This window comes from Klebsiella sp. P1954 (assembly GCF_018199955.1).
Lineage (GTDB): Bacteria > Pseudomonadota > Gammaproteobacteria > Enterobacterales > Enterobacteriaceae > Klebsiella > Klebsiella pneumoniae.
This window is the reverse complement of record NZ_CP073373.1, coordinates 2,778,282-2,802,283: the sequence shown is the minus strand read 5'-3', so window position 1 is coordinate 2,802,283 and position 24,002 is coordinate 2,778,282. Positions and strand designations below refer to the sequence as shown.

Annotated in this window: 22 protein-coding genes and 4 tRNA genes; 19 read left to right on the top strand and 7 right to left on the bottom strand. The window is 58.0% G+C overall.

Annotated features, from left to right (window positions below):
• The 9 genes from wzxE (at position 1) to KB890_RS13380 (ending at position 6,549) form a co-directional block, all read left to right on the top strand.
• Positions 1-1,251: a lipid III flippase WzxE gene (gene wzxE / locus KB890_RS13420; protein ID WP_004150424.1), complete on the top strand. Its 1,251-nt coding sequence runs from the start codon at positions 1-3 to the stop codon at positions 1,249-1,251.
• Complete coding sequence (locus KB890_RS13415; protein WP_020324054.1) at positions 1,248-2,324, top strand: TDP-N-acetylfucosamine:lipid II N-acetylfucosaminyltransferase; 1,077 nt, start codon at positions 1,248-1,250, stop codon at positions 2,322-2,324. Before wzxE ends, KB890_RS13415 begins: the two co-directional genes overlap by 4 nt.
• Positions 2,321-3,667: an ECA oligosaccharide polymerase gene (gene wzyE / locus KB890_RS13410; RefSeq protein ID WP_004146500.1), complete on the top strand. Its 1,347-nt coding sequence runs from the start codon at positions 2,321-2,323 to the stop codon at positions 3,665-3,667. Before KB890_RS13415 ends, wzyE begins: the two co-directional genes overlap by 4 nt.
• A gap of 11 nt (positions 3,668-3,678) precedes the next feature.
• A complete protein-coding gene (gene wecG / locus KB890_RS13405) occupies positions 3,679-4,419 on the top strand; it encodes a lipopolysaccharide N-acetylmannosaminouronosyltransferase (RefSeq protein ID WP_004186366.1) in 741 nt (246 codons plus the stop codon).
• A 205-nt stretch (positions 4,420-4,624) separates the two neighbouring features.
• Positions 4,625-6,010, top strand: a complete 1,386-nt coding sequence (gene thrP, locus KB890_RS13400) for a bifunctional threonine/serine APC transporter ThrP (protein ID WP_002883322.1) — start codon at positions 4,625-4,627, stop codon at positions 6,008-6,010.
• Positions 6,011-6,112: 102 nt separating this feature from the next.
• A tRNA-Arg gene (locus tag KB890_RS13395) sits at positions 6,113-6,189 on the top strand.
• Positions 6,190-6,244: 55 nt separating this feature from the next.
• Positions 6,245-6,320, top strand: a tRNA-His gene (locus KB890_RS13390).
• Positions 6,321-6,343: 23 nt separating this feature from the next.
• Positions 6,344-6,430 (top strand) — tRNA-Leu (locus KB890_RS13385).
• Between the two features lie 42 nt (positions 6,431-6,472).
• Positions 6,473-6,549: transfer RNA gene (locus KB890_RS13380), tRNA-Pro, on the top strand.
• A gap of 461 nt (positions 6,550-7,010) precedes the next feature.
• Here KB890_RS13380 and hemY read toward each other — a convergent pair.
• Genes hemY through hemC form a run of 4 tightly spaced genes read right to left on the bottom strand, consistent with a single transcriptional unit; the run spans position 7,011 to position 11,092 of the window.
• Positions 7,011-8,207, bottom strand: coding sequence for a protoheme IX biogenesis protein HemY (hemY, locus tag KB890_RS13375; protein WP_020324057.1), 1,197 nt, complete (start codon positions 8,205-8,207; stop codon positions 7,011-7,013).
• A gap of 3 nt (positions 8,208-8,210) precedes the next feature.
• Positions 8,211-9,392, bottom strand: a complete 1,182-nt coding sequence (gene hemX, locus KB890_RS13370) for a uroporphyrinogen-III C-methyltransferase (protein ID WP_020324055.1) — start codon at positions 9,390-9,392, stop codon at positions 8,211-8,213.
• A gap of 21 nt (positions 9,393-9,413) precedes the next feature.
• Positions 9,414-10,154, bottom strand: a complete 741-nt coding sequence (gene hemD / locus KB890_RS13365; RefSeq protein ID WP_012737128.1) for a uroporphyrinogen-III synthase — start codon at positions 10,152-10,154, stop codon at positions 9,414-9,416.
• Entirely contained in the window at positions 10,151-11,092 is a 942-nt protein-coding gene (hemC, locus tag KB890_RS13360) for a hydroxymethylbilane synthase (protein WP_002883381.1), read from the bottom strand. The genes hemD and hemC overlap by 4 nt, the downstream gene beginning before the upstream one ends.
• 357 nt (positions 11,093-11,449) lie before the next feature.
• On the opposite strand from hemC, the gene cyaA reads away from it, so the two are divergent.
• Entirely contained in the window at positions 11,450-14,002 is a 2,553-nt protein-coding gene (cyaA, locus tag KB890_RS13355; RefSeq protein ID WP_002883383.1) for a class I adenylate cyclase, read from the top strand.
• 133 nt (positions 14,003-14,135) lie between these two features.
• Here the strand turns inward: cyaA and cyaY are convergent, their stop codons facing one another.
• Positions 14,136-14,456, bottom strand: a complete 321-nt coding sequence (gene cyaY, locus KB890_RS13350; RefSeq protein WP_002883389.1) for an iron donor protein CyaY — start codon at positions 14,454-14,456, stop codon at positions 14,136-14,138.
• Positions 14,457-14,602: 146 nt separating this feature from the next.
• Here cyaY and lptM point away from each other — a divergent pair, with 146 nt between their 5' ends.
• The 8 genes from lptM (at position 14,603) to corA (ending at position 21,517) form a co-directional block, all read left to right on the top strand.
• Positions 14,603-14,806, top strand: a complete 204-nt coding sequence (lptM, locus tag KB890_RS13345) for an LPS translocon maturation chaperone LptM (RefSeq protein ID WP_002883392.1) — start codon at positions 14,603-14,605, stop codon at positions 14,804-14,806.
• Positions 14,807-14,841: 35 nt separating this feature from the next.
• Positions 14,842-15,666 carry a diaminopimelate epimerase gene (gene dapF, locus KB890_RS13340; protein WP_002883394.1) on the top strand — a complete coding sequence of 275 codons (825 nt, stop codon included), beginning with the start codon at positions 14,842-14,844 and terminating at the stop codon, positions 15,664-15,666.
• Complete coding sequence (locus KB890_RS13335) at positions 15,663-16,370, top strand: DUF484 domain-containing protein (protein WP_002883395.1); 708 nt, start codon at positions 15,663-15,665, stop codon at positions 16,368-16,370. The genes dapF and KB890_RS13335 overlap by 4 nt, the downstream gene beginning before the upstream one ends.
• Positions 16,367-17,269 (top strand): tyrosine recombinase XerC, encoded by a 903-nt coding sequence (xerC, locus tag KB890_RS13330; protein ID WP_002883396.1) that lies wholly within the window; start codon positions 16,367-16,369, stop codon positions 17,267-17,269. The genes KB890_RS13335 and xerC overlap by 4 nt, the downstream gene beginning before the upstream one ends.
• On the top strand, positions 17,269-17,985 hold the full coding sequence (yigB, locus tag KB890_RS13325; protein WP_004895082.1) for a 5-amino-6-(5-phospho-D-ribitylamino)uracil phosphatase YigB: 717 nt from the start codon (positions 17,269-17,271) through the stop codon (positions 17,983-17,985). The genes xerC and yigB overlap by 1 nt, the downstream gene beginning before the upstream one ends.
• A gap of 63 nt (positions 17,986-18,048) precedes the next feature.
• Positions 18,049-20,211 carry a DNA helicase II gene (gene uvrD, locus KB890_RS13320; RefSeq protein ID WP_002883398.1) on the top strand — a complete coding sequence of 721 codons (2,163 nt, stop codon included), beginning with the start codon at positions 18,049-18,051 and terminating at the stop codon, positions 20,209-20,211.
• A 148-nt stretch (positions 20,212-20,359) separates the two neighbouring features.
• On the top strand, positions 20,360-20,416 hold the full coding sequence (gene ysgD, locus KB890_RS27815) for a YsgD/CorL family protein (protein ID WP_349815745.1): 57 nt from the start codon (positions 20,360-20,362) through the stop codon (positions 20,414-20,416).
• 150 nt (positions 20,417-20,566) lie between these two features.
• Positions 20,567-21,517, top strand: coding sequence for a magnesium/cobalt transporter CorA (corA, locus tag KB890_RS13315; protein ID WP_002883400.1), 951 nt, complete (start codon positions 20,567-20,569; stop codon positions 21,515-21,517).
• Between the two features lie 43 nt (positions 21,518-21,560).
• Here the strand turns inward: corA and rarD are convergent, their stop codons facing one another.
• Together rarD and yigI are read right to left on the bottom strand one after the other, a co-directional pair.
• The gene (rarD, locus tag KB890_RS13310; protein WP_002883402.1) at positions 21,561-22,454 is read right to left on the bottom strand and encodes an EamA family transporter RarD; all 894 of its coding nucleotides are present in this window, start codon (positions 22,452-22,454) and stop codon (positions 21,561-21,563) included.
• A gap of 48 nt (positions 22,455-22,502) precedes the next feature.
• On the bottom strand, positions 22,503-22,967 hold the full coding sequence (yigI, locus tag KB890_RS13305) for an acyl-CoA thioesterase YigI (RefSeq protein ID WP_002883404.1): 465 nt from the start codon (positions 22,965-22,967) through the stop codon (positions 22,503-22,505).
• A 152-nt stretch (positions 22,968-23,119) separates the two neighbouring features.
• Here yigI and pldA point away from each other — a divergent pair, with 152 nt between their 5' ends.
• Positions 23,120-23,980: a phospholipase A gene (gene pldA, locus KB890_RS13300; protein ID WP_020324058.1), complete on the top strand. Its 861-nt coding sequence runs from the start codon at positions 23,120-23,122 to the stop codon at positions 23,978-23,980.
• The last annotated feature ends 22 nt before the right edge of the window (positions 23,981-24,002 follow it).

The window sequence follows — 24,002 nt, the reverse complement described above, 5'->3', positions numbered from 1 at the left end:
ATGTCGTTAGCAAAAGCCTCACTGTGGACGGCGGCATCGACGCTGGTCAAAATCGGCGCCGGTCTGCTGGTCGTCAAGCTGCTGGCCGTCTCGTTTGGGCCGGCGGGCGTTGGCCAGGCCGGTAACTTCCGGCAACTGGTCACCGTACTCGGCGTGCTGGCCGGGGCCGGGATATTTAATGGCGTCACGAAGCTGGTGGCGCAGCATCACGACGATCCCCCGCGCCTGAAGCAGGTGGTGGGCACCTCGTCGGCGATGGTGCTTGGCTTTTCCACCCTGCTGGCGCTGGTATTTTTACTGGCGGCGGCGCCGATAAGCCAGGGGCTGTTCGGCCATACGCACTATCAGGGGCTGGTACGCCTGGTGGCGCTGGTGCAGATGGGGATCGCCTGGGCGAATTTCCTGCTGGCGCTGATGAAAGGCTTTCGCGATGCGGCGGGTAACGCCTTCTCGCTGATTGCCGGGAGCCTGATCGGCGTGGCGGCTTACTATGCTTGCTACGTGTTGGGCGGCTATCAGGGCGCGCTGCTGGGGCTGGCGTTAGTTCCAGCGCTGGTGGTGGTCCCGGCGGGTATTATGCTCTGGCGGCGGGGTAATATCCCGCTGAGCGCCCTGCGTCCGCGCTGGGATAACGGTCTGGCGGGACAGCTATCGAAATTTACCCTGATGGCGCTGATAACCTCAGTGACCCTGCCGGTAGCCTATGTGATGATGCGTAATCTGCTGGCGGCGCATTACGGCTGGGAGGCGGTCGGGATCTGGCAGGGGGTTAGCAGCATCTCCGATGCCTACCTGCAGTTTATTACCGCCTCGTTTAGCGTCTATCTGCTGCCGACGCTGTCGCGGCTGAGCGCCAAAACGGATATCACCCACGAGATAGTCAAGTCGCTGAAATTCGTCCTGCCGGCAGTAGCGGCGGCGAGCCTGACGGTCTGGCTGCTGCGCGATTTTGCCATCTGGCTGCTGTTTTCCGATCGCTTTACCGCGATGCGTGACCTGTTTGCCTGGCAGCTGGTGGGCGACGTTTTAAAAGTAGGCGCCTACGTCTATGGCTATCTGGTGATCGCCAAAGCGTCGCTGCGTTTTTATATTCTGACGGAAATCAGCCAGTTCGCACTGCTGACCACATTCTCACACTGGCTTATACCGGCGCACGGCGCGGTTGGCGCGGCGCAGGCATATATGGCCACTTATATTGTTTATTTCGCCCTTTGTAGTGGCGTGTTTTTACTCTGGCGTAAACGGGCATGACAGCACTGATACATGTACTGGGATCGGATATCCCGCATCATAACCAGACCGTACTGCGGTTCTTTAACGACGAACTGGCCGCCGACCCGCAGGCCAGGAGATTTATGATCGTCGGTGATGAGGCCAGCGTGCGTGATGGGTATCCGGCGCTGGACATCACCTGCTATCCGGGGAAGAAATCGCTGGCGCAGGCAGTGATTGCTACCGCGAAAGCCAACCGCCAGCAGCGCTTTTTCTTCCACGGCCAGTTTAATACCGGGCTGTGGCTGGCGCTGTTGAGCGGCGGCATCCGCCCGTCGCAGTTTAACTGGCATATCTGGGGGGCGGATCTGTATGAAAATTCTGCCAGCCTGAAGTTTCGCCTGTTCTATCCGCTGCGCCGTATGGCGCAGGGGCGGGTAGGGCGCGTTTTCGCCACCCGCGGCGATCTCAGCTGGTTCGCTAACCGCCATCCGCGCGTCCCGGGCGAGCTGCTCTACTTCCCGACCCGTATGGATCCGGCGCTGAATACCCTGGCCGTTAACGCTCCGCGCGGTGATACCCTGACTATTCTGGTGGGCAACTCCGGGGATCGCAGCAATGAACATATTGCCGCGCTGAAGGCAATCCATCAGCAGTTTGGCGATACGGTAAACGTCATCGTGCCGATGGGCTATCCAGCGAAAAACGACGCCTATATCAATGAGGTTCGCGAGGCGGGGGCGGCGCTGTTTAGCGGTGAGCATCTGCAGATCCTCAGCGAGAAGCTGGAGTTTCATGATTATCTGGCGCTGCTGCGCCGCTGCGATCTGGGCTATTTTCTGTTTGCCCGCCAGCAGGGGATCGGCACCCTGTGTCTGCTGATTCAGGCGGGCATCCCCTGCGTGCTCAATCGGGAAAACCCGTTCTGGCAGGATATGGCCGAGCAGCATGTGCCGGTGCTGTTCACCAGCGACGCGCTGGACGTCAGCGTGGTGCGCGAAGCGCAGCGTCAGCTGGCGAGCGTGGATAAATCCGCTATCGCCTTCTTCCGGCCGAACTATCTGACGGGCTGGCGGCGGGCGCTACGGTTAGCGGCGGAGGGGCAGGCATGACGTTAATGCAATTTAGCGGGCTGCTGGTGGTCTGGCTGCTGTCGACGCTGTTCATCGCCACCGCCACCTGGTTTGAGTTCCGTCGGGTACGCTTTAACTTCAACGTTTTTTTCTCGTTGCTGTTTCTGCTGACCTTTTTCTTCGGCTTCCCGCTGACCAGTATTCTGGTGTTCCGCTTTGACGTCAGCGTGGCGCCGCCGGAGATTTTGCTGCAGACGCTGCTGATCGCGGTGTGCTTCTACGCAGTCTACTACGTGACCTATAAAACGCGGCTGCGTTCGGCATCGCGTGAGGTTGCGCATCGCCCGCTGTTTACCATGAACCGGGTGGAAACCCATCTGGCGTGGGGCATTTTGATGGGGCTGGCGCTGCTGTGCGTCGGCATCTTCTTCGCCCACAACGGTTTCCTGCTGTTTAAGCTCAACTCCTACAGCCAGATTTTCTCTGCTGAAGTGTCCGGCGTGGCGTTGAAGCGCTTCTTTTACTTCTTTATTCCGGCGATGCTGGTGGTCTATTTTCTGCGCCAGGATTATAAGGCATGGATCTTCTTCCTCGTCAGCACGGTGGCCTTTGGTTTGCTGACCTACGCCATCGTCGGCGGGACCCGCGCCAATATCATCATCGCCTTCGCCATCTTTCTGTTCATCGGTATTATTCGCGGCTGGATCAGCCTGTGGATGCTGGCGGCGGCGGGTGTGCTGGGTATTGTCGGCATGTTCTGGCTGGCGCTGAAGCGCTACGGGATGAACGTCAGCGGCGACGAAGCGTTTTATACCTTCCTCTATCTCACACGCGATACCTTCTCACCGTGGGAGAACCTGGCGCTGCTGCTGCAGAACTACGACAAGATCGATTTCCAGGGTCTGGCGCCGATGATCCGCGACTTCTACGTCTTTATCCCCAGCTGGATGTGGCACGGTCGCCCGACGATGGTGCTCAATACCGCCAACTACTTTACCTGGGAAGTATTAAACAACCATTCGGGGCTGGCGATCTCGCCGACGCTGATTGGCTCGCTGGTGGTGATGGGCGGCGTCTGGTTCGTACCGCTGGGCGCCGTGGCGGTAGGGTTGATTATTAAATGGTTCGACTGGCTGTATGAGCTGGGCAACCGGGAGAGCAATCGCTATAAAGCGGCTATCCTGCACAGTTTCTGTTTCGGCGCTATCTTCAACATGATAGTGCTGGCGCGCGAGGGGCTGGATTCGTTCGGCTCCCGCGTGGTGTTTTTCCTCGTGATCTTTGGTATCTGCTTGCTGGCGGCGAAACTGCTGTACTGGTTCCTGGATAGCGTGGGACTGATTCATAAGCGCGTAAAACCGCTTTCGCAACCGCAAGTCTGAGAAGGATGGACATGACTGGGACCATTTCCGCGCCGTTGTACCTGTTAAGAGGGCTGCAGCTCATAGGCTGGCGCGATATGCCGCACGCTCTGGATTATTTGTTTGCCGACGGCGTTCTCCGCGAGGGGACGCTGGTAGCCATTAATGCTGAGAAAATGCTGGCCGTAGAGGATAACCCGGAGGTACGGGCGCTGATTGAGGCGGCGGAGTTTAAATATGCCGATGGCATCAGCGTGGTGCGTTCGCTGCGCAAAAAATACCCGCAGGCCCAGGTATCCCGCGTCGCCGGGGCCGATCTCTGGGAAGCGTTAATGCAGCGCGCTGGCGCTGAAGGGACACCGGTGTTTTTGGTTGGTGGTAAACCTGAGGTCCTGGCGCAGACAGAATCCAGGCTGCGTCAGCGCTGGCAGGTGAACATCGTCGGCAGCCAGGACGGTTATTTCACCCCTGAGCAACGCCAGGCATTGTTCGAACGCATTCGCGACAGCGGGGCGAAAATCGTCACCGTCGCGATGGGGTCGCCGCGCCAGGAGATCTTTATGCGCGACTGCCGGCGCCTGTATCCGCACGCGCTGTATATGGGCGTCGGCGGCACTTACGATGTTTTTACCGGGCACGTCCATCGGGCGCCGAAGTTCTGGCAGGATCTGGGGCTGGAGTGGTTCTATCGTCTGCTTTTACAGCCGAGCCGCATCAAGAGACAGTTCCGCCTACTGCGCTATTTACGTTGGCATTATTCCGGTAAGCTCTGATATTCCACTGCAACCAGGCGAGTTTGCATACATATTCTGTGTAATCTCTTCACTCGCCTGATACTTTATTTGCCATTTCCGCAAAATTAATTAACCATTCGCAGGCTTCATACGCGCCGGGGAGACCTGCGCGTCGGCAAGGCTATGGTTTCAGTTAATAACAATAACCGGGAGCACCCGGAATACGGCAAACACAAGAGGATATATGACTGAGAAAAAAGCGGAGCTCCAGCGTGGACTGGAGGCCCGGCATATTGAACTGATCGCCCTTGGCGGGACGATTGGCGTGGGGTTGTTTATGGGGGCGGCCAGTACCTTGAAATGGGCTGGGCCTTCCGTGCTGCTGGCGTACATTATCGCTGGCCTGTTCGTCTTTTTCATTATGCGCTCAATGGGCGAAATGCTGTTCCTTGAGCCTGTCACAGGCTCCTTCGCGGTGTATGCGCATCGCTATATGAGCCCCTTCTTCGGCTATCTGACCGCGTGGTCCTACTGGTTTATGTGGATGGCGGTGGGGATCTCGGAGATTACCGCCATCGGGGTCTATGTGCAGTTCTGGTTCCCGGAGATGGCGCAGTGGATCCCGGCGTTGATTGCCGTGGGGCTGGTGGCGTTGGCTAACCTCGCGGCGGTCCGGCTATACGGTGAAATCGAGTTCTGGTTCGCCATGATAAAAGTGACCACCATTATCGTGATGATCGTCGTGGGTCTGGGCGTCATTTTCTTCGGCTTTGGCAACGGCGGCCACTCCATCGGTTTTGGTAATCTCACCGAACATGGTGGTTTCTTTGCTGGCGGCTGGAAGGGCTTCCTGACGGCGCTGTGTATCGTGGTCGCGTCCTATCAGGGGGTGGAGCTCATCGGCATTACCGCAGGTGAAGCGAAAAACCCGCAGGTGACGCTGCGCAGCGCGGTGGGCAAAGTGCTGTGGCGGATCCTGATTTTCTACGTCGGCGCGATTTTTGTTATCGTCACTATCTTCCCGTGGGATCAAATCGGCTCCAACGGCAGCCCGTTCGTACTGACGTTTGCCAAGATCGGTATTACCGCGGCGGCGGGAATTATCAACTTCGTGGTGCTGACGGCAGCGCTTTCCGGCTGCAACAGCGGAATGTACAGCTGCGGACGTATGCTGTACGCCCTGGCGAAGAACCGTCAGCTGCCGGCGGCGATCGGTAAGGTATCGCGCAACGGCGTTCCGTCCGTCGGTGTGGCGCTGTCGATTCTGATCCTGCTGGTGGGCTCCTGCCTGAATTACATTATTCCTAATCCGCAGCGGGTGTTCGTCTATGTCTATAGCGCCAGCGTCCTGCCGGGGATGGTGCCCTGGTTTGTGATCCTGATTAGTCAGCTGCGTTTCCGTCGCGTGCATCAGGCGGCGATTGCCAGCCATCCGTTCCGTTCGCTGCTGTTTCCGTGGGCCAACTATTTCACGATGGCCTTCCTGATCTGCGTGCTGGTCGGGATGGGACTGAATGATGAAACCCGCATGTCGCTCTTCGTCGGCATTATTTTTCTGGCCGCCGTCACCCTGATTTATAAGGTGTTTGGCCTCGGAAGACAGGGGCAAGTCAATAATACGGCTGAATAACCGTCAAAACGAACAAAGCATGAGCAAACGATAATTTTCTTTAAAAAGGCACTAGACAGCGGGGTAGGAAGTCCGTATTATCCGACCCCGCAACGGCGCTAAGCGCCCGTAGCTCAGCTGGATAGAGCGCTGCCCTCCGGAGGCAGAGGTCTCAGGTTCGAATCCTGTCGGGCGCACCATTAACCCGGTGCTGGAGCTGCGGTGGTTTTAATACCGCGTAAAAGGTTTGCAGTGGTGGCTATAGCTCAGTTGGTAGAGCCCTGGATTGTGATTCCAGTTGTCGTGGGTTCGAATCCCATTAGCCACCCCATTATTTGATAGAGTTGTGAATTTGCGAAGGTGGCGGAATTGGTAGACGCGCTAGCTTCAGGTGTTAGTGTTCTTACGGACGTGGGGGTTCAAGTCCCCCCCCTCGCACCACGACTTTAACGAATTGAACTAAAAATTCAAAAAGCAGTATTTCGGCGAGTAGCGCAGCTTGGTAGCGCAACTGGTTTGGGACCAGTGGGTCGGAGGTTCGAATCCTCTCTCGCCGACCAATTTTGAACCCCGCTTCGGCGGGGTTTTTTGTTTTCTGCTGCCGTCCGCCATCTCTTATTTCTCTGATCTTGCTGATAAAAAATCTTCTCTTTGCTTAAGAATACGCGTCAGGAAAACTCTCAATTCATCACTGTGGTAGATGCAATTTCCCCGGATCCTGTGCGATAATAACCGGGTAGATGCTCATTCCATCTCTTATGTTCGCCTTCGTGCCTCATAAACTCCGGAATGATGCAGAGCCGTTCTTACGGTGCTTATCGTCCACTGACAGATGTCGCATTTATGCCTCATCAAACACCATGGACATTACGTTGAGTGAAGCACCCAATTTGTTGTCAAACAGACCTGTTTTAACGCCTGCCCTGATTTCAGCGCAGGCGTTTTTTTCTTTCAGGGATCCGTCAATGCGAAGGCGGGGGAGAAGGGCTATCGCCCCGCAGGAGGCGATAGCCATGCCAGGTTATGGCTGAGGATTATTCTGCAGCGTCAGCAGCAGTCCATCGCGGCGCATAGCGGCGGCTTCTTCCGGCTGATGCAGGCGGTCCAGGGCATCCGCCAGCCAGGCGTAATCAAAGGCATCCGGACGCTGCTTAAGCGCGGCGCGGAAGGCGATGCTGGCCTCCTGCCATTCGCCGTGCCGCATCAGCGACTGGCCCAGGGTGCTCCACAGCAGCGGACGGTCGCCAACGGCTTTGATCTGCTGGCGCAGCACTTTCTCCAGCTGTTCCGGGTTATTGGTCTTCAGACGCGGGATCGGCATCACCAGACGGTCATCATACTGTTTCTTCAGACCATCAATGATAATTTGCTGCGCGGTATCGTGATCGTCGCTCTCGATGAGGCGCTCGGCCATCGCCACCTGCAGCGGCACCAGCGCCCGCGTTTTACGGCTCTGGTTGCGCCACCATTCGCGTACTCCTTCGCTGCCGCCATCGGCCAGCGCTTTATCCATCAGGCCAACCCAGGCCAGCTGTTCCAGCGCCGCGCGGTGCGCTTCATCGCCGACGTTAGCTTTCGCCATCGACGGAATGATGTCCAGCAGCGACTGCCAGGCGCCGGTGCGGGTGTATGCCTGTTCGGCGAGGCGCAGCACTTCCGGATGACGCGGGGTAATTTCCAGCAGCTTATCGATGCCATGGCGCGCAGCGTGATTTTCATTACGCGCCAGCTGCAGGCGAACGCGAGTGATTTCCACCGGGATCAGGTCATCGCCCGCCAGCTCGGTGGCGCGCTCCAGATGCTGGTTGGCCCGCGCTTCATCGCCGCGCTGCTGGGCCGCTTCCGCCGCCAGCAGATAGTTCACCACCGGCTGTTCGGCGTGATCGGCATTTTTCGCCATCAGCTTCTCAACCTGCTGGTAATCACCTTCCGCCAGCTTAAGCAGCGCCTGCTCGGTTTGCTTACGCGCGCGACGGCGTTTACGGCCGACAAACCAGCCGCGCGTATGCGCCCCGGTGCGGAAAATGCGGCGCAGCAGCCATTCAATGGCGAACAGCAGCACCATGGCGAGGATCAGGATGATCACCAGCCCGGTCACGCTGGTCTCGATATTGTAATTATCGGTCTGGATCAGGACGTAGCCCTGATGCCCGGCGATCATCGGGCCAAGCACGATCCCGGCGATCAACAGTGCGAAGAGTAAAAGAATTTTCAGCATGCGTTACTCTCCTTGCGGCGCAGCGGGGGCGGCCGGCGCAGCAGGTGCGGGCGAAGGCGCGCCGCCCGCGGTAACGGCAGGCTGTGCCATCAGGTTGCGCACTCGGGTCTGCATCAGTTTTTCCAGCAACGCCTGGCTCTGCAGCGTTTCCGGCACCGTCATGGTAATGCTTTGCTGACTGAGCTTATCCACCTCGTCGAGGAAGGCTTTGGTGGTGGCGTCATCGGTATCATAATAGGCGCGTACCCAGGTCGAGACGTTATCCAGCGACTGTTTCCAGGTCTCTTCCTGATGGCGCGGAACTGCCTGCGCGGCGACCAGCAGGCGAGAGCGAATATTTTCCCGCAGATAGATATCCTGATTCGGCGCCAGCAGCGGGACCGCCGTTTCATCGCGGCGGCGCACGGTGATAAAGCTGTCCATAAAGTTCTGCCAGCTTTTCTGCAGGTTGACGCGCCATTCGCTGATAGAGCTGGAAAGCTCATCGCTATCAGCGTCCATCGGCGAATCGTCATCGTTATTATCGGCCAGCCGCAGGTTATCGATTTGGTTCGCCAGCTGATTAACCTTGAGGATCATGCCGTCGTAGTCCACCTGGCTTACCGCGGAGAGGGTGGCGATGTCGTCGGTGATCGCCTGGCGGGCGCCGATGAGGCTTGGGTCGTTCATGTCGGCGAGGCTGGCGTCAGCGCTTTTCAGCAGCGCGGCGGCGGTAGTGACATCCTGATCGCTCCACAGCTTACGTCCCGCCAGCTTGACGAGGAAGTCGGCCTGGGCCAGCAGCCAGGTTTTGGCATCGCTACCGGAAATCACCGCCACTTTTTGCTGCAGCTCATCCAACTGTTTGGCCAGCGTCTCCTGCTGATGTTTGGCTTCGTTTAGCTGGTCGGCCTGCTGTTTGATAACACCTTCCAGTTCACTTTTTTGATTTTCCTGCGCTTTTTGCAGCGCCGCGACCTGGCTTGCTAATTCAGAGGTAGTTGCGTTTTGCCGCGTGGCCTGTTGTTTGTTCAGGCCATACAGGCCGATGCCGGCGGCTATCGCAATGGCGATAGCGATCGCGCTGAGCGCCAGGCTGGTTTTATTGCCTGCCTTCTTCTTCTCAGTGTTCTCTGGCTGTGGTGTGGTCTCCACGGCCTCCCTGGTCTCTTCAACCACGGCGGATTGATTTTGTTGTTCCGTCATTATGGCTTCCAATGTTGAGAGTTATTGTAATGCGCGTAGCAGCGCATCGTTGTCGGCGCTATCGGCAACCTGAATCTCCTGCCAGCCCAGTTCCCGGGCCTGAAGGGCCAGACGTTCGCTGACAACGACAACGCGGCAGTGCAGGAGCCACTGTTCGCGATACCATTGCGGTATTAACGACCATAGCTGCTGCAGCATCTCGCCGCTGGTGACCACCAGCGTGGTGACTCCGCGAGATTGCCAGCGCATCGCTTCTTCTGCGCCATCGTAATGTTTTGCACTACGTTGATAACATTCACAAAATGTGACCCTGGCGCCGCGCTCGGTCAGCGTTGCGCCTAAGAGTTCCCGCCCGCCATTGCCGCGTAGGATCAGCGCATTTTTCCCGGCAATGTTTTGTAATTCAGGTAATTGTAGCAAGACTTCGCTAATTTCCCGATCTAACGGGTAATGGATATGCTGCCCACTGACCGTATGCAGGGCCAGCGCCGTCGTGCGGCCAATGGCAAAATAGCGCGGAGAAGTGGGCCAGAGCAGGCCCTGCTGCTGCAGACGGGCATGGGCGAATTCCACCGCATGCTGGGATAGCGCAAATAGCAGATCGTCGGGTCCCAGTCGGGCAAGCGCATCGCCCAGCGCGGGAAGCTCCCTGCCGGGCGTAAATTCTATCAGCGGAAAGCTCCAGGCCACGCGTCCCATGGCCCGCAGACGGCTGACCAGCGCTTCTCCTTGCGGTAGTGGACGAGTGACCAGGATGCTCATCGCGGGGCTTCTCCATCATAAACCGCCGCGAGAATCTCGCGGGCGCCATTATCCAGAAGCTCTTCCGCCAGCGAGATGCCGAGGGCTTCCGCTTGTTCCGCTGGCCCGCGTCGTTCGCCGCGCACCAGCTGTGAACCATCCGGAGCGCCAACCAGCGCCCGCAGCCACAGTTCCCCGTCCTTCAGTTCCGCATAGCTGCCGATCGGCACCTGGCAGCCGCCTTCGAGGCGGGTGTTCATCGCCCGCTCGGCGCGCACGCGCACCGCCGTTTCCGTATGGTTGAGAGGCGCTAACAGCCCCCGGGTCCATGCATCATCAAGACGGCATTCGATGCCGACCGCGCCCTGGCCGACCGCCGGCAGAGATTGCTCAGGCGACAGCGGCTGGCGAATACGCGCTTCCAGCTGCAGGCGCTTCAGGCCGGCGGCGGCGAGGATGATGGCGTCGTACTCGCCGTTATCCAGCTTACTCAGCCGGGTACCGACGTTACCGCGCAGAGAGCGGATCGCCAGGTCCGGACGGGTGGCGGCCAGCTGGCACTGACGGCGTAAACTTGACGTGCCAACGACGCTGCCGGCCGGCAGTTCGTCAATCGAGGCATAGCGATTGGAGACAAACGCGTCGCGCGGATCGTCGCGCTCGCAGATAGTCACCAGCCCCAGGCCCTCCGGGAATTCCACCGGCACATCTTTCATCGAATGGACGGCGATATCGGCGCGCCCTTCGAGCATGGCGAGCTCTAACTCTTTCACAAATAAGCCTTTGCCCCCCACCTTTGCCAGCGGAGTATCAAGGATGACATCCCCGCGCGTGACCATCGGCACCAGCTCGACCTTCAGTCCGGGATGCGCTTGTTCCAGGCGCGCTTTAACATACTGCGCCTGCCATAGCGCAAGCGGGCTTTGCCGTGTGGCAATTTTCAAAACTTTGTCTAACATGCTTGTTACCGTCATTATCGACCACTATCCATCCTAACATTGTTGTCTTACGGATGTTAGTTTTCACGGTTTATGTGGGAGGTGGCTCCGGCCCACTCTTTTTTAACCTTTCATGCGCGTGGCGGTTGCCGGAGGCGTAGTGAGGAATTTACAGGTAATAAACGGTGCTACACTTGTATGTAGCGCATCTTTCTTTACGGTCAATGAGCAAGGTGTTAAATTGATCACGTTTTAAACCATTTGTCAGTCCGCTGCTCATCACAACCACACCGACGACGAATGGTGACGGTTTTTGTTGAAATACTGAAATCCTCCGTACTATTGTACCTCGGGTTTTTGAACATCAGGCGATATGTCTTGTACCTCTATATTGAGACACTGAAACAGAGACTGGATGCCATCAACCAATTGCGCGTGGATCGCGCGCTTGCTGCCATGGGACCCGCTTTCCAGCAGGTTTACAGTCTACTGCCAACGTTATTACATTATCATCACCCGCTGATGCCGGGTTACCTTGACGGTAACGTTCCCCGTGGCATTTGCCTCTACACGCCTGATGAAACCCAACGCCACTATCTTGAGGAACTGGAACTGCATCGCGGTATGCAGACTCAGGAGCCGCCGAAAGGCGAGCTGCCGATCACCGGCGTCTACTCGATGGGCAGTACTTCCTCCGTCGGCCAGAGCTGCTCTTCCGATCTTGATATCTGGGTATGTCACCAGGCCTGGCTGGATAGCGAAGAGCGTCAGCTGCTGCAGCGAAAATGCAGCCTGCTTGAGAGCTGGGCTGCCTCGCTCGGCGTGGAAGTCAGCTTCTTCCTGATCGACGAAAACCGTTTCCGTCATAACGAAAGCGGTAGCCTCGGCGGCGAAGACTGCGGTTCGACCCAGCATATCCTGTTGCTTGATGAGTTCTACCGCACCGCGGTGCGCCTCGCCGGCAAGCGTATTCTGTGGAATATGGTACCGTGCGATGAAGAAGAGCATTACGATGATTACGTGATGGGGCTGTATGCCCAGGGCGTGCTGACGCCTAACGAATGGCTCGATCTCGGCGGCCTCAGTTCGCTGTCGGCGGAAGAGTACTTCGGCGCCAGCCTGTGGCAGCTGTATAAAAGTATCGACTCCCCCTATAAAGCGGTGCTGAAAACGCTGCTGCTGGAAGCCTACTCCTGGGAATACCCCAATAACCGCCTGTTAGCGAAAGATATCAAACAGCGTCTGCACGACGGGGAGATTGTCTCCTTCGGCCTCGACCCGTACTGCATGATGCTGGAGCGCGTGACCACCTATCTGCAGGCCATAGAAGATGAAACCCGCCTCGATCTGGTGCGCCGCTGCTTCTACCTGAAAGTTTGTGAAAAACTCAGCCGCGAACGCGCCTGCGTCGGCTGGCGTCGCGAAGTCGTCAGCCAGTTGGTGAATGCCTGGGGCTGGGACGAAAAGCGTCTGATGATGCTCGACAACCGCGCCAACTGGAAAATCGATGAAGTGCGCAAGGCGCACAACGAACTGCTCGACGCCATGATGCAGAGCTATCGTAATCTGATCCGCTTCGCGCGGCGCAATAACCTTAGCGTCTCCGCCAGCCCGCAGGATATTGGCGTGCTGACCCGTAAGCTGTATGCGGCCTTTGAAGCGCTGCCGGGGAAAGTGACGCTGGTAAACCCGCAAATTTCGCCGGATCTGTCGGAACCGAACCTGACCTTTATCCACGTGCCGCCGGGCCGTGCCAACCGTACCGGTTGGTATCTGTACAACCGCGCGCCGGACATGGAATCGATCATCAGCCATCAGCCGCTGGAATATAACCGTTATCTTAATAAACTGGTGGCCTGGGCCTGGTTTAACGGCCTGCTGACCTCACGCACCCGCCTGTTTATTAAGGGCAACGGCATCGTCGATCTGGCGAAGCTGCAGGAGATGGTGGCCGACGTGTCGCACCACTTCCCGCTGCGCCTGCCGGCGCCGACGCCAAAGGCGCTGTACAGCCCGTGCGAAATCCGCCACCTGGCGATTATCGTCAACCTCGAATATGACCCAACCGCGGCCTTCCGCAACCAGGTGGTGCACTTCGATTTCCGTAAGCTGGATGTTTTCAGCTTCGGCGAAGAGCAAAAATGCCTGATCGGCAGCGTCGACCTGCTGTATCGCAACTCGTGGAACGAAGTGCGTACGCTGCACTTTAACGGCGAACAGGCGATGATCGAGGCGCTGAAAACGATCCTCGGCAAAATGCACCAGGACGCCGCGCCGCCGGACAGCGTGGAGGTGTTCTGCTATAGCCAGCACCTGCGCGGCCTGATCCGCACCCGCGTGCAGCAGATGATCTCCGAATGTATCGAACTGCGTCTCTCCAGTACCCGCCAGGATACCGGGCGCTTCAAAGCGCTGCGCGTCTCCGGCCAGACGTGGGGGCTGTTCTTCGAGCGGCTTAACGTTTCGGTGCAGAAGCTGGAAAACGCCATTGAGTTCTACGGCGCTATCTCGCACAACAAGCTGCACGGGCTGTCGGTGCAGGTGGAAACCAATCACGTTAAGCTGCCGGCGGTGGTGGATGGCTTCGCCAGCGAAGGGATTATTCAGTTCTTCTTTGAAGACGCGGATAACAACGACAGCGGCTTTAACATCTATATTCTTGATGAGAGCAACCGCGCCGAGGTCTATCATCACTGCGAGGGCAGTAAAGAGGAGCTGGTGCGCGACGTCAGCCGCTTCTATTCGTCATCGCACGATCGTTTCACCTACGGCTCCAGCTTTATCAACTTCAACCTGCCGCAGTTCTATCAGATTGTCGAGGTAGACGGGCGCACCCAGGTGATCCCTTTCCGCACTCAGGCGATTGCCGCCGCGATACCCACCAGCCAGGACGTTACCGCCTCGCCGGTGCTGCAGCAGCGCTACTCGTAGATTTGGCCCGGATAAGGCGTGAGCCGCTATCCGCAGATATTCCCTGCTGGCACTGCGCTTAGCAGGGCTACGGTTCTAAGTCGTCGGGTAGCCCGGATAAGGCGCGATGCGCCGCTATCCGGGAAACACGTCATTAACGGAATTTCACCGTCTCACCGGCCTGCTGGCTCGCAGCCTGCTCCAGCAGATCCCAGAAGGTTTCGCCGCTGCGATCGCAGATCCACTCGTCGCCTTTGAGATCGAAGTGATAGCCGCCCTGTTTGGTGGCCAGCCACACCTGGTGCAGCGGCTCCTGACGGTTAATAATGATTTTGCTGCCGTTTTCAAAGCTGATGGTCAGCACGCCGCCGTTGATTTCGCAGTCGATGTCGCTATCGCCGTCCCAGTCGTCCAGACGTTCTTCGATGGTCATCCACAGGCTATCGGCCAGGCGATGGAATTCACTGTCGTTCATAATTTGATTCTGCTTTTTTGATTTTTGAAGATGGGTCGCAGTATAGCGCGAAACAAAAGCGCGCGCAGTCGGATGCTAAAGGCTTGCTTTTACGTCTTCTCCTGCGATGATAGAAAGCAGAAAGAATGAATCACGGGCAACTATCAATGAAAAACGTTTTTCCTACGCTTGCCGTTTTGTTTGCGATCTTCAGCCTGACCGGCTGCGGTCTGAAAGGGCCTCTCTATTTCCCACCGGCGGACAAAACCGCGCCGCCGCCGACCAAACCGGTTAACCCTGGCATTCAGAGCGCAACGCCGGATCGTAACGATCGTGGCGATACCGGTGGTCCGAGCCAGGTCAATTACTAACGATAACGTTCTGTTCCGCGCAACTGGAGTAGATGATGCAGTTCTCTAAAATGCATGGCCTTGGCAACGATTTTATGGTCGTTGACGCGGTAACGCAGAATGTTTTTTTCTCGCCGGAGCTGATTCGCCGCCTGGCGGATCGCCACCTTGGCGTCGGGTTCGATCAGCTATTGGTCGTCGAACCGCCCTACGATCCGGATCTGGATTTCCACTACCGGATCTTTAACGCCGACGGCAGCGAAGTGTCGCAGTGCGGCAACGGCGCGCGCTGTTTTGCCCGCTTCGTCCGGCTGAAAGGCCTGACCAATAAACGTGATATCCGCGTGAGTACGGCCAACGGGCGTATGGTATTAAGCGTAACGGAAGACGATCTGGTGCGGGTGAACATGGGCGAGCCCAACTTCGAGCCGTCCCAGGTGCCGTTCCGCGCCAACAAAGCGGAAAAGACCTATATCATGCGTGCCGCCGAGCAGACAGTATTGTGCGGCGTGGTGTCCATGGGAAATCCGCACTGCGTCATCCAGGTTGATGATGTGGATACGGCAGCGGTGGAAACTCTCGGCCCGGTGATGGAAAGCCATGAGCGTTTTCCGGAGCGCGCCAATATCGGCTTTATGCAGGTGGTCGGCCGGTCTCATATCCGTCTGCGCGTCTACGAACGCGGCGCGGGGGAAACCCAGGCCTGCGGCAGCGGCGCCTGCGCCGCGGTGGCGGTGGGGATCCAGCAGGGGCTGCTGGCGGAAACGGTACGCGTGGAATTACCCGGCGGTCGTCTTGATATCGCCTGGAAAGGCCCGGGCCAGCCGCTGTTTATGACCGGCCCGGCGGCCCATGTCTATGATGGATTTATTCATTTATGAAACCAATCGGGGAAGAACAGCAGGAGGTTGCCAGCGCGTTGAACGATCGCGCAGTGGTGGACTATCTGTTGCAACATCCTGAATTTTTTATTCGTAATGCCGCCCAGGTCGAACATCTCCGCGTCCCGCATCCGGTACGCGGTACGATTTCGCTGGTGGAGTGGCACATGATGCGGGCGCGTAACCATATTCATGTGCTGGAAGAGAATATGTCGCTGCTGATGGAGCAGGCGGTCGCTAATGAAAGCCTGTTCCAGCGCCTGCTGCAGCTGCAAACGCGGCTGGCGGCGGCGGAGAGCCTCGACGATATGCTCAACCGCCTTCACCGCTGGGCACGCGAGCTGGGGCTGGCGGGCGCCACGGTGCGCCTGTTTCCTGACTGCTGGCGCCTCGGCGCGCCCTCGAAGTTTACCCATCTGGCATTAAACCGGCAGGCGTTTGAGCCGATCCGTATTCAACGTCTGGGCCAGGCGCGCCACTATCTTGGACCGCTGAACGGCCCGGAGCTGCTGGTGGTGCTGCCGGAGGCGAAGGCCATTGGGTCTGTGGCGATATCGCTGCTGGGGGGCGATAATGCCCCGGGGGTGATGCTCTTCAGCAGCCGCGATGCGCAGCATTATCAGCCAGGGCAGGGGACGCAGCTGTTGCAGGAGATTGCCCAGATGCTGCCCGGCCTGCTGGAGCGCTGGATTGAACGCGCATGACCGATTCTCCTCTCTTCTCCGCCGTCGCCCGCTTTCTTCGCCATCTTGGCGTTGAACGCCAGCTCAGCCCGATCACGTTACTGAATTACCAGCGACAGCTGGACGCGCTGATCGCCCTGGCGGATGAGGCGGGCCTGAAAAGCTGGTCGCAGTGCGATGCCGCTCAGGTGCGAAGCTTTGCGGTGCGTAGTCGCCGCGCGGGGTTAGGCCCGGCAAGCCTGGCGCTTCGCCTGTCGGCGCTGCGCAGTTTCTTCGACTGGCTGGTCGGCCAGGGCGAGCTCAGCGCCAATCCGGCGAAGGGGATTGCCGCGCCGAAAATTCCCCGCCACCTGCCAAAAAATATTGACGTCGATGACGTCAATCGACTGCTGGATATCGATCTCAACGATCCGCTGGCGGTGCGCGATCGGGCGATGCTGGAGGTGATGTACGGCGCGGGATTGCGTTTGTCCGAACTGGTCAACCTGGATATCAAACACCTCGATCTCGAAAGCGGTGAGGTCTGGGTGATGGGCAAAGGCAGCAAGGAGCGTCGTTTGCCGATCGGTCGCAACGCGGTGGCATGGATTGAGCACTGGCTGGATTTGCGCGGCCTGTTCGGTACCGATGACGACGCGCTGTTTTTGTCGAAGCTGGGCAAACGTATTTCGGCGCGCAACGTACAGAAGCGATTCGCCGAGTGGGGCATTAAGCAGGGGCTGAACAGCCATGTGCACCCGCACAAGCTGCGCCACTCCTTTGCCACCCATATGCTGGAGTCGAGCGGCGATCTGCGCGGCGTGCAGGAGCTGCTGGGGCATGCTAACCTCTCCACCACCCAAATCTATACCCATCTTGATTTTCAACACCTTGCCTCGGTGTACGATGCCGCGCATCCGCGCGCTAAACGGGGGAAATAATGCGTTTTTACCGACCTCTGGGCCAGATTTCCGCGCTGACGTTTGACCTGGACGATACCCTTTACGATAACCGCCCGGTGATTGACCGGACGATGCACGAGTCGCTGGGCTTTGTGCGCAGCTACCATCCTTCGCTCAGCCAGTTCGACGCCCATGAGCTTAATCAGCTGCGTCAGACGCTGCTGGCTGCTGAACCTGAGATTTATCATGACGTGACCGTCTGGCGCCACCGTGCGCTGGAGTTAGGTATGCGTAATGCCGGGCTCTCCGCCGAAGCGGCGAAAGCGGGGGCCGATGCGGCGATGGAACACTTCGCTCACTGGCGCAGCCGCGTCGATGTTCCGCAGGAGACCCACGATACGCTGGCGAAGCTGGCGGAGAAGTGGCCGCTGGTGGCCATTACCAATGGCAACGCCCGCCCGGAACTGTTCGGTCTGAGCGACTATTTCCGCTTCGTGCTGCGCGCCGGGCCGGATGGCCGCTCCAAGCCGTTTGCCGACATGTACCACCTTGCGGCGGAGCGTCTGAATGTGCCGCTCGGGCAGATTCTGCACGTCGGCGATGATCTGACCACCGACGTGGCCGGCGCTATTCGCTGTGGGATGCAGGCCTGCTGGATCAAACCGCAAGGCGCGGACCTGATGCACACCGCGGACAGCCGCCTGCTGCCGCATATTGAAATTTCACGGTTGGCATCTCTGACCTCGCTGATATAATCACCAGTCACTCTGTATATATTAACAGGGGTTCGTGGAACCCCTTCTCTTCCGGCGGTGCCAATGGACGTTTCTTACCTGCTCGACAGCCTTAATGACAAACAACGTGAAGCCGTAGCGGCCTCGCGCACCAATATGCTGGTTCTGGCAGGGGCGGGCAGTGGTAAGACGCGCGTTCTGGTGCACCGTATCGCCTGGCTGCTGAGCGTGGAGAACTGTTCCCCGTATTCCATTATGGCGGTGACCTTTACCAACAAAGCGGCGGCGGAGATGCGCCACCGTATCGGCCAGCTGATGGGCACCACCCAGGGCGGCATGTGGGTGGGCACCTTCCACGGCCTGGCGCACCGTTTGCTGCGCGCGCACCATCTGGATGCCAACCTGCCGCAGGACTTCCAAATCCTCGACAGCGAAGACCAGCTGCGTCTGCTGAAGCGTCTGATTAAGGCGATGAATCTCGATGAGAAACAGTGGCCGCCGCGCCAGGCGATGTGGTACATCAACAGCCAGAAAGATGAAGGACTGCGCCCGCATCATATTCAGAGCTACGGCAACCCGGTCGAGCAGACCTGGCAGAAGGTCTATCAGGCCTATCAGGAAGCCTGCGACCGCGCCGGGCTGGTGGACTTCGCCGAGCTGCTGCTGCGCGCCCACGAGCTGTGGCTGAACAAACCGCATATCCTGCAGCACTACCGCGAGCGCTTCACCAATATCCTCGTCGATGAATTCCAGGATACCAACAACATTCAGTACGCCTGGATCCGCCTGCTGGCGGGCGATACCGGCAAGGTGATGATCGTCGGCGATGACGATCAGTCTATCTATGGCTGGCGCGGCGCGCAGGTCGAGAACATTCAGCGCTTCCTTAACGACTTCCCCGGCGCGGAAACCATCCGCCTGGAGCAGAACTATCGCTCGACCAGCAATATTCTCAGCGCTGCCAACGCCCTGATTGAAAACAACAACGGTCGGCTGGGCAAAAAGCTGTGGACCGACGGCGCCGACGGCGAGCCGATTTCGCTGTACTGCGCCTTCAACGATCTCGACGAAGCGCGCTTTGTGGTGAACCGAATTAAAACCTGGCAGGAGAACGGCGGTGCGCTGGAGCAATGCGCCATTCTCTATCGCAGTAACGCCCAGTCGCGCGTGCTGGAAGAGGCCCTCCTGCAGGCCAGTATGCCGTACCGTATCTACGGCGGCATGCGCTTCTTCGAGCGTCAGGAAATCAAAGACGCGCTCTCTTACCTGCGCCTTATCGCCAACCGCAACGACGACGCGGCCTTTGAGCGCGTAGTCAATACGCCGACCCGCGGCATTGGCGACCGCACGCTGGACGTGGTGCGCCAGACGTCGCGCGATCGCCAGCTGACGCTATGGCAGGCCAGTCGCGAGCTATTGAAAGAAAAAGCGCTGGCCGGTCGCGCCGCCAGCGCCCTGCAGCGCTTTATGGAGCTGATTGACGCGCTGGCGCAGGAGACCACCGATATGCCGCTGCACGTTCAGACCGATCGGGTGATTAAAGACTCCGGCCTGCGCGCGATGTACGAGCAGGAGAAAGGCGAGAAGGGCCAGACCCGTATTGAAAACTTAGAGGAGCTGGTGACGGCGACGCGCCAGTTCAGCTACAACGAAGAAGATGAAGATCTGATGCCGCTGCAGGCGTTTCTCTCCCACGCCGCGCTGGAAGCGGGCGAGGGGCAGGCGGACACCTGGCAGGACGCGGTTCAGCTGATGACCCTGCACTCGGCGAAAGGGCTGGAGTTCCCGCAGGTGTTCATCGTCGGCGTCGAAGAAGGGATGTTCCCGAGCCAGATGGCCCTTGATGAAGGCGGCCGCCTGGAGGAGGAGCGTCGCCTGGCCTACGTCGGCGTAACGCGCGCCATGCAGAAGCTGACGCTGACCTATGCGGAAACCCGCCGTCTGTACGGGAAAGAGGTTTATCACCGTCCGTCGCGCTTTATCGGCGAGCTGCCGCAGGAGTGCGTAGAAGAAGTGCGTCTGCGAGCCACGGTGAGCCGCCCGGTAAACCATCAGCGACTGGGCGCGCCGATTGCCGAGAGCGATACCGGCTACAAGTTAGGCCAGCGCGTACGGCATCCGAAGTTTGGCGAAGGCACTATTGTCAACCTCGAAGGCAGCGGCGAGCACAGCCGACTGCAGGTGGCTTTTCAGGGCCAGGGAATCAAATGGCTGGTGGCGGCTTACGCCCGGCTGGAGGCAGTGTAACTTTAAGAAAAATATCATTATTTTGTAATATTCTGCTACCTTTATACGTTAAGGCGCCTGATTTGCGCTTTCGCGTTCCGTTGCGTGTTGACGCCGATTTTGCGCTGGCGTAACATGCGCGCACGATTACGCTAAGAGGACATTCGCCTTGGACACACCCAGTAGATGCTGGCTCAACTTCCTGTCATTCAGGAACAACTCCTAAGGCTATCCTCTTATGCTGATAGCCTTAGCGGTTGTCAGCGACCTGCCCCATTCCCGTCGCGCTGAGTCAGGCTTAATGGTCTGAAACCCAATTTGTTTCTGTGTGCCCACCGAACTGTCCGATAATTTTTTTGCATTGGGAGTCCCGGTCATGCTGAGCGCATTTCAACTGGAAAACAATCGTTTAACGCGCCTGGAAGCCGATGAGATCAAACACCTCGCCAGCTCGGTGTGGGTCGATCTGGTCGAGCCTGACGACGATGAGCGAAGCCGCGTGCAGACGGAACTGGGTCAAAACCTGGCGACGCGCCCGGAACTGGAAGATATCGAAGCCTCCGCGCGTTTCTTTGAAGATGAAGACGGGTTACACATCCACTCGTTCTTCTTTTTTGAAGATGCCGACGATCACGCCGGCAACTCTACCGTGGCGTTTACCATCCGCGAAGGCCGCCTGTTCACACTGCGCGAGCGCGAACTACCCGCTTTCCGCCTCTACCGTATGCGCGTGCGTAACCAGACGCTGGTCGACGGCAACGCCTACGAACTGCTGCTCGACCTGTTCGAGACCAAAATCGAGCAGCTGGCGGATGAAATTGAAAACATCTACAGCGACCTGGAAAAGCTGAGCCGCGTCATTATGGAAGGCCATCAGGGCGACGAGTACGACGAAGCGCTGTCGACGCTGGCGGAACTGGAAGATATCGGCTGGAAGGTGCGCCTCTGTCTGATGGATACCCAGCGCGCGCTGAACTTCCTCGTGCGCAAGGCGCGCCTGCCGGCGGGCCAGCTGGAGCAGGCGCGGGAGATCCTGCGCGATATCGAATCTCTGCTGCCGCACAACGAATCGCTGTTCCAGAAGGTGAACTTCCTGATGCAGGCGGCGATGGGTTTTATCAATATCGAGCAGAACCGCATCATCAAGATCTTCTCGGTGGTCTCGGTGGTATTCCTGCCGCCAACTCTGGTGGCCTCCAGCTACGGGATGAACTTTGAATTTATGCCGGAGCTGCATTGGAGCTTTGGTTATCCGGGAGCCATCGTGTTTATGATGCTGGCCGGCCTGGCGCCATATCTCTACTTCAAGCGTAAAAACTGGCTGTAAAAAAAGGGAGCGTCGGCTCCCTTCTTTACTGGCTGATGCAGGCTTAGCCTCTGCGCAACCGGCGTTGGGTATACAGCGCATCGACGATAAACACCGCCAGCGCGACCCAGATAAAGCCAAAGGTCACCATTTTATCCTTGCCCGGCACTTCGCCGTAGAATGTCACCGCCAGCAGGAACATCAGCGTTGGACCGATGTACTGGAAAAAGCCCAGCGTGGAGAGCCGCAGACGCGTTGCCGCCCCGGTAAAGCACAGCAAAGGGATGGTGGTCACCACGCCCGCGGCCATCAGCAGCAGATTGAGCGACCAGGGGTTCTCGCCCATATGGCTGGTCGGGCTGTCGGTGATGCCGAACAACCAGATTGCCGCCACCGGCAGCAGCCACAGCGTTTCCACCAGCATGCCGGTTTGCGCATCGACAGCAATTTTCTTTCGCACCAGGCCGTAAAAGGCAAAACTGAAAGCCAGCCCAAGACCGATTATCGGCAGCGAACCAAAGGTCCACAGCTGGACCAGCACGCCGCAAAAGGCGAGGATCACCGCCAGCCACTGCAGACGACGAAAGCGTTCGCCGAGGAAAATCATCCCCAACAAAATATTCACCAGCGGGTTGATAAAGTAGCCGAGGCTGGCTTCCAGCATATGGTGGTTATTCACCGCCCAGATGAACAACAGCCAGTTACCGCCGACCAGCACTGCCGAGAGCGCCAGCAGGAAGATCTTGCGCGGCGTTTTCAGCAGCTTTTTCACCTGTGGCCACTGGCGGCTGACGCTGATGAGCGCCACCATGAAGAAGAAAGACCAGATCACGCGATGGGTCAGAATTTCATCGGCGGGAACATAGTAGATAAGTTTGAAGTACGCTGGCGCGATACCCCAGATAAAGTAGGCGGCGAGGGCCAGAATGATCCCCAACCGCGTCTGTTTCGCATCCATCGGTAAAATCCATTGCCAAAGAGAGTGATGTTACTCGATTTTGGCCAATCAACCCACCATATAGGTGGCCGTTGCGCTGGCAATATAGACCTGAGCTTCGTTATGCAGTTCCACGCGGGCAACCGCCACTTTATTGCCGGCGCGCAGCAGGGTGCTGGTGGCGGTAAAACGTTCGCCGCGGCCCGGACGCAGGTAGTCCACGCGCAGGTCGATGGTTCCCATACGGGAAAGCCGTTGGCGCAACTCTTCTTCGTTGATGGTGTCATGGCGGGTAAGGGTACTGCCGACGCAGACCAGGCCAGCGGCAACGTCCAGCGCGGAGGCGATCACCCCGCCATGCAGAATGCTTTGCGCCCAGTTGCCGACCATCATCGGCTGATTATTAAAGCTAAGCTGGGCAAACGCTTTTTCGTAGCGTTCCAGTTCGAGACCGAGGGCGCGGTTAAACGGCATGTGATAGACGAAAATCTCCCCTACCAGTTTCAGGGCTGCTTCGGCAGTAAGTTCAGACATAACACCGGTTCCATTCGTTAATAAAATGTTGATTTTATGCTTCTAAAATATTGATTTCCACTTTCGGAGCGGATTAGGGGGCAGGTGATTAATAAACAGGTAGAATGGCTTCAGGTTAAACAAAAATAAAAACTATTTTTCAGGAGACCAGCATGCGTATCTCTTTGGCCTGCCTGGTGGCGCTGTGCGCGCTACCGGCCGGTGTTATGGCGCAGGACGCGTCGGTACACGACAAACCGGCAGTGCGCGGCAGCATTATCGCCAACCTGCTCCAGGACCATGATAATCCTTTCCTGCTCTACCCTTATGAGAGCAACTATCTGCTCTATACGTGGACCAGCGACCTCAATAAAGAGGCGATCCGCAGCTATGACTGGGCCGAAAATGCCCGTAAAGATGAAGTGAAGTTTCAGCTAAGCCTGGCGTTCCCGCTGTGGCGCGGTATCCTGGGCGATAATTCGCTGCTGGGCGCGTCCTATACCCAGAAATCCTGGTGGCAGCTCTCTAACAGCAAAGAGTCGGCGCCGTTTCGCGAAACCAATTATGAACCCCAGCTGTTTTTGGGCTTTGCGACCGACTACCAGTTTGCCGGCTGGACGCTGCGCGATATCGAGATGGGGTATAACCACGACTCGAATGGGCGTTCCGACCCCACCTCGCGCAGCTGGAATCGGCTTTATGCCCGCCTGATGGCGCAAAACGGTAACTGGCTGGTGGAAGTGAAGCCCTGGTATGTGGTGGGCAACACCGATGATAACCCGGATATCACCAATTATATGGGCTATTACCGGCTGAAGGTGGGCTACCAGCTGGGAGAGGCGATCCTCAGCGCGCAGGGGCAATACAACTGGAACACCGGCTACGGCGGGGCGGAACTTGGCGTGAGCTATCCCATTACCAAACATGTTCGCGCCTATACGCAGATCTACAGCGGCTATGGCGAGTCGCTTATCGACTATAACTTTAACCAAACGCGCGTCGGCGTCGGGCTAATGCTCAACGATCTGTTTTAATCGTTGCACTCTGGCTCGCAGG

Bases quoted from the DNA above. Each gene is read 5' to 3' on its own strand.
- wzxE (WP_004150424.1), top strand. From the start codon at position 1: ATGTCGTTAGCAAAAGCCTCACTGTGGACGGCGGCATCGACGCTGGTC.
- KB890_RS13415 (WP_020324054.1), top strand. From the start codon at position 1,248: ATGACAGCACTGATACATGTACTGGGATCGGATATCCCGCATCATAAC.
- wzyE (WP_004146500.1), top strand. From the start codon at position 2,321: ATGACGTTAATGCAATTTAGCGGGCTGCTGGTGGTCTGGCTGCTGTCG.
- wecG (WP_004186366.1), top strand. From the start codon at position 3,679: ATGACTGGGACCATTTCCGCGCCGTTGTACCTGTTAAGAGGGCTGCAG.
- thrP (WP_002883322.1), top strand. From the start codon at position 4,625: ATGACTGAGAAAAAAGCGGAGCTCCAGCGTGGACTGGAGGCCCGGCAT.
- hemY (WP_020324057.1), bottom strand. From the start codon at position 8,207: ATGCTGAAAATTCTTTTACTCTTCGCACTGTTGATCGCCGGGATCGTG.
- hemX (WP_020324055.1), bottom strand. From the start codon at position 9,392: ATGACGGAACAACAAAATCAATCCGCCGTGGTTGAAGAGACCAGGGAG.
- hemD (WP_012737128.1), bottom strand. From the start codon at position 10,154: ATGAGCATCCTGGTCACTCGTCCACTACCGCAAGGAGAAGCGCTGGTC.
- hemC (WP_002883381.1), bottom strand. From the start codon at position 11,092: ATGTTAGACAAAGTTTTGAAAATTGCCACACGGCAAAGCCCGCTTGCG.
- cyaY (WP_002883389.1), bottom strand. From the start codon at position 14,456: ATGAACGACAGTGAATTCCATCGCCTGGCCGATAGCCTGTGGATGACC.
- lptM (WP_002883392.1), top strand. From the start codon at position 14,603: ATGAAAAACGTTTTTCCTACGCTTGCCGTTTTGTTTGCGATCTTCAGC.
- dapF (WP_002883394.1), top strand. From the start codon at position 14,842: ATGCAGTTCTCTAAAATGCATGGCCTTGGCAACGATTTTATGGTCGTT.
- KB890_RS13335 (WP_002883395.1), top strand. From the start codon at position 15,663: ATGAAACCAATCGGGGAAGAACAGCAGGAGGTTGCCAGCGCGTTGAAC.
- xerC (WP_002883396.1), top strand. From the start codon at position 16,367: ATGACCGATTCTCCTCTCTTCTCCGCCGTCGCCCGCTTTCTTCGCCAT.
- yigB (WP_004895082.1), top strand. From the start codon at position 17,269: ATGCGTTTTTACCGACCTCTGGGCCAGATTTCCGCGCTGACGTTTGAC.
- uvrD (WP_002883398.1), top strand. From the start codon at position 18,049: ATGGACGTTTCTTACCTGCTCGACAGCCTTAATGACAAACAACGTGAA.
- corA (WP_002883400.1), top strand. From the start codon at position 20,567: ATGCTGAGCGCATTTCAACTGGAAAACAATCGTTTAACGCGCCTGGAA.
- rarD (WP_002883402.1), bottom strand. From the start codon at position 22,454: ATGGATGCGAAACAGACGCGGTTGGGGATCATTCTGGCCCTCGCCGCC.
- yigI (WP_002883404.1), bottom strand. From the start codon at position 22,967: ATGTCTGAACTTACTGCCGAAGCAGCCCTGAAACTGGTAGGGGAGATT.
- pldA (WP_020324058.1), top strand. From the start codon at position 23,120: ATGCGTATCTCTTTGGCCTGCCTGGTGGCGCTGTGCGCGCTACCGGCC.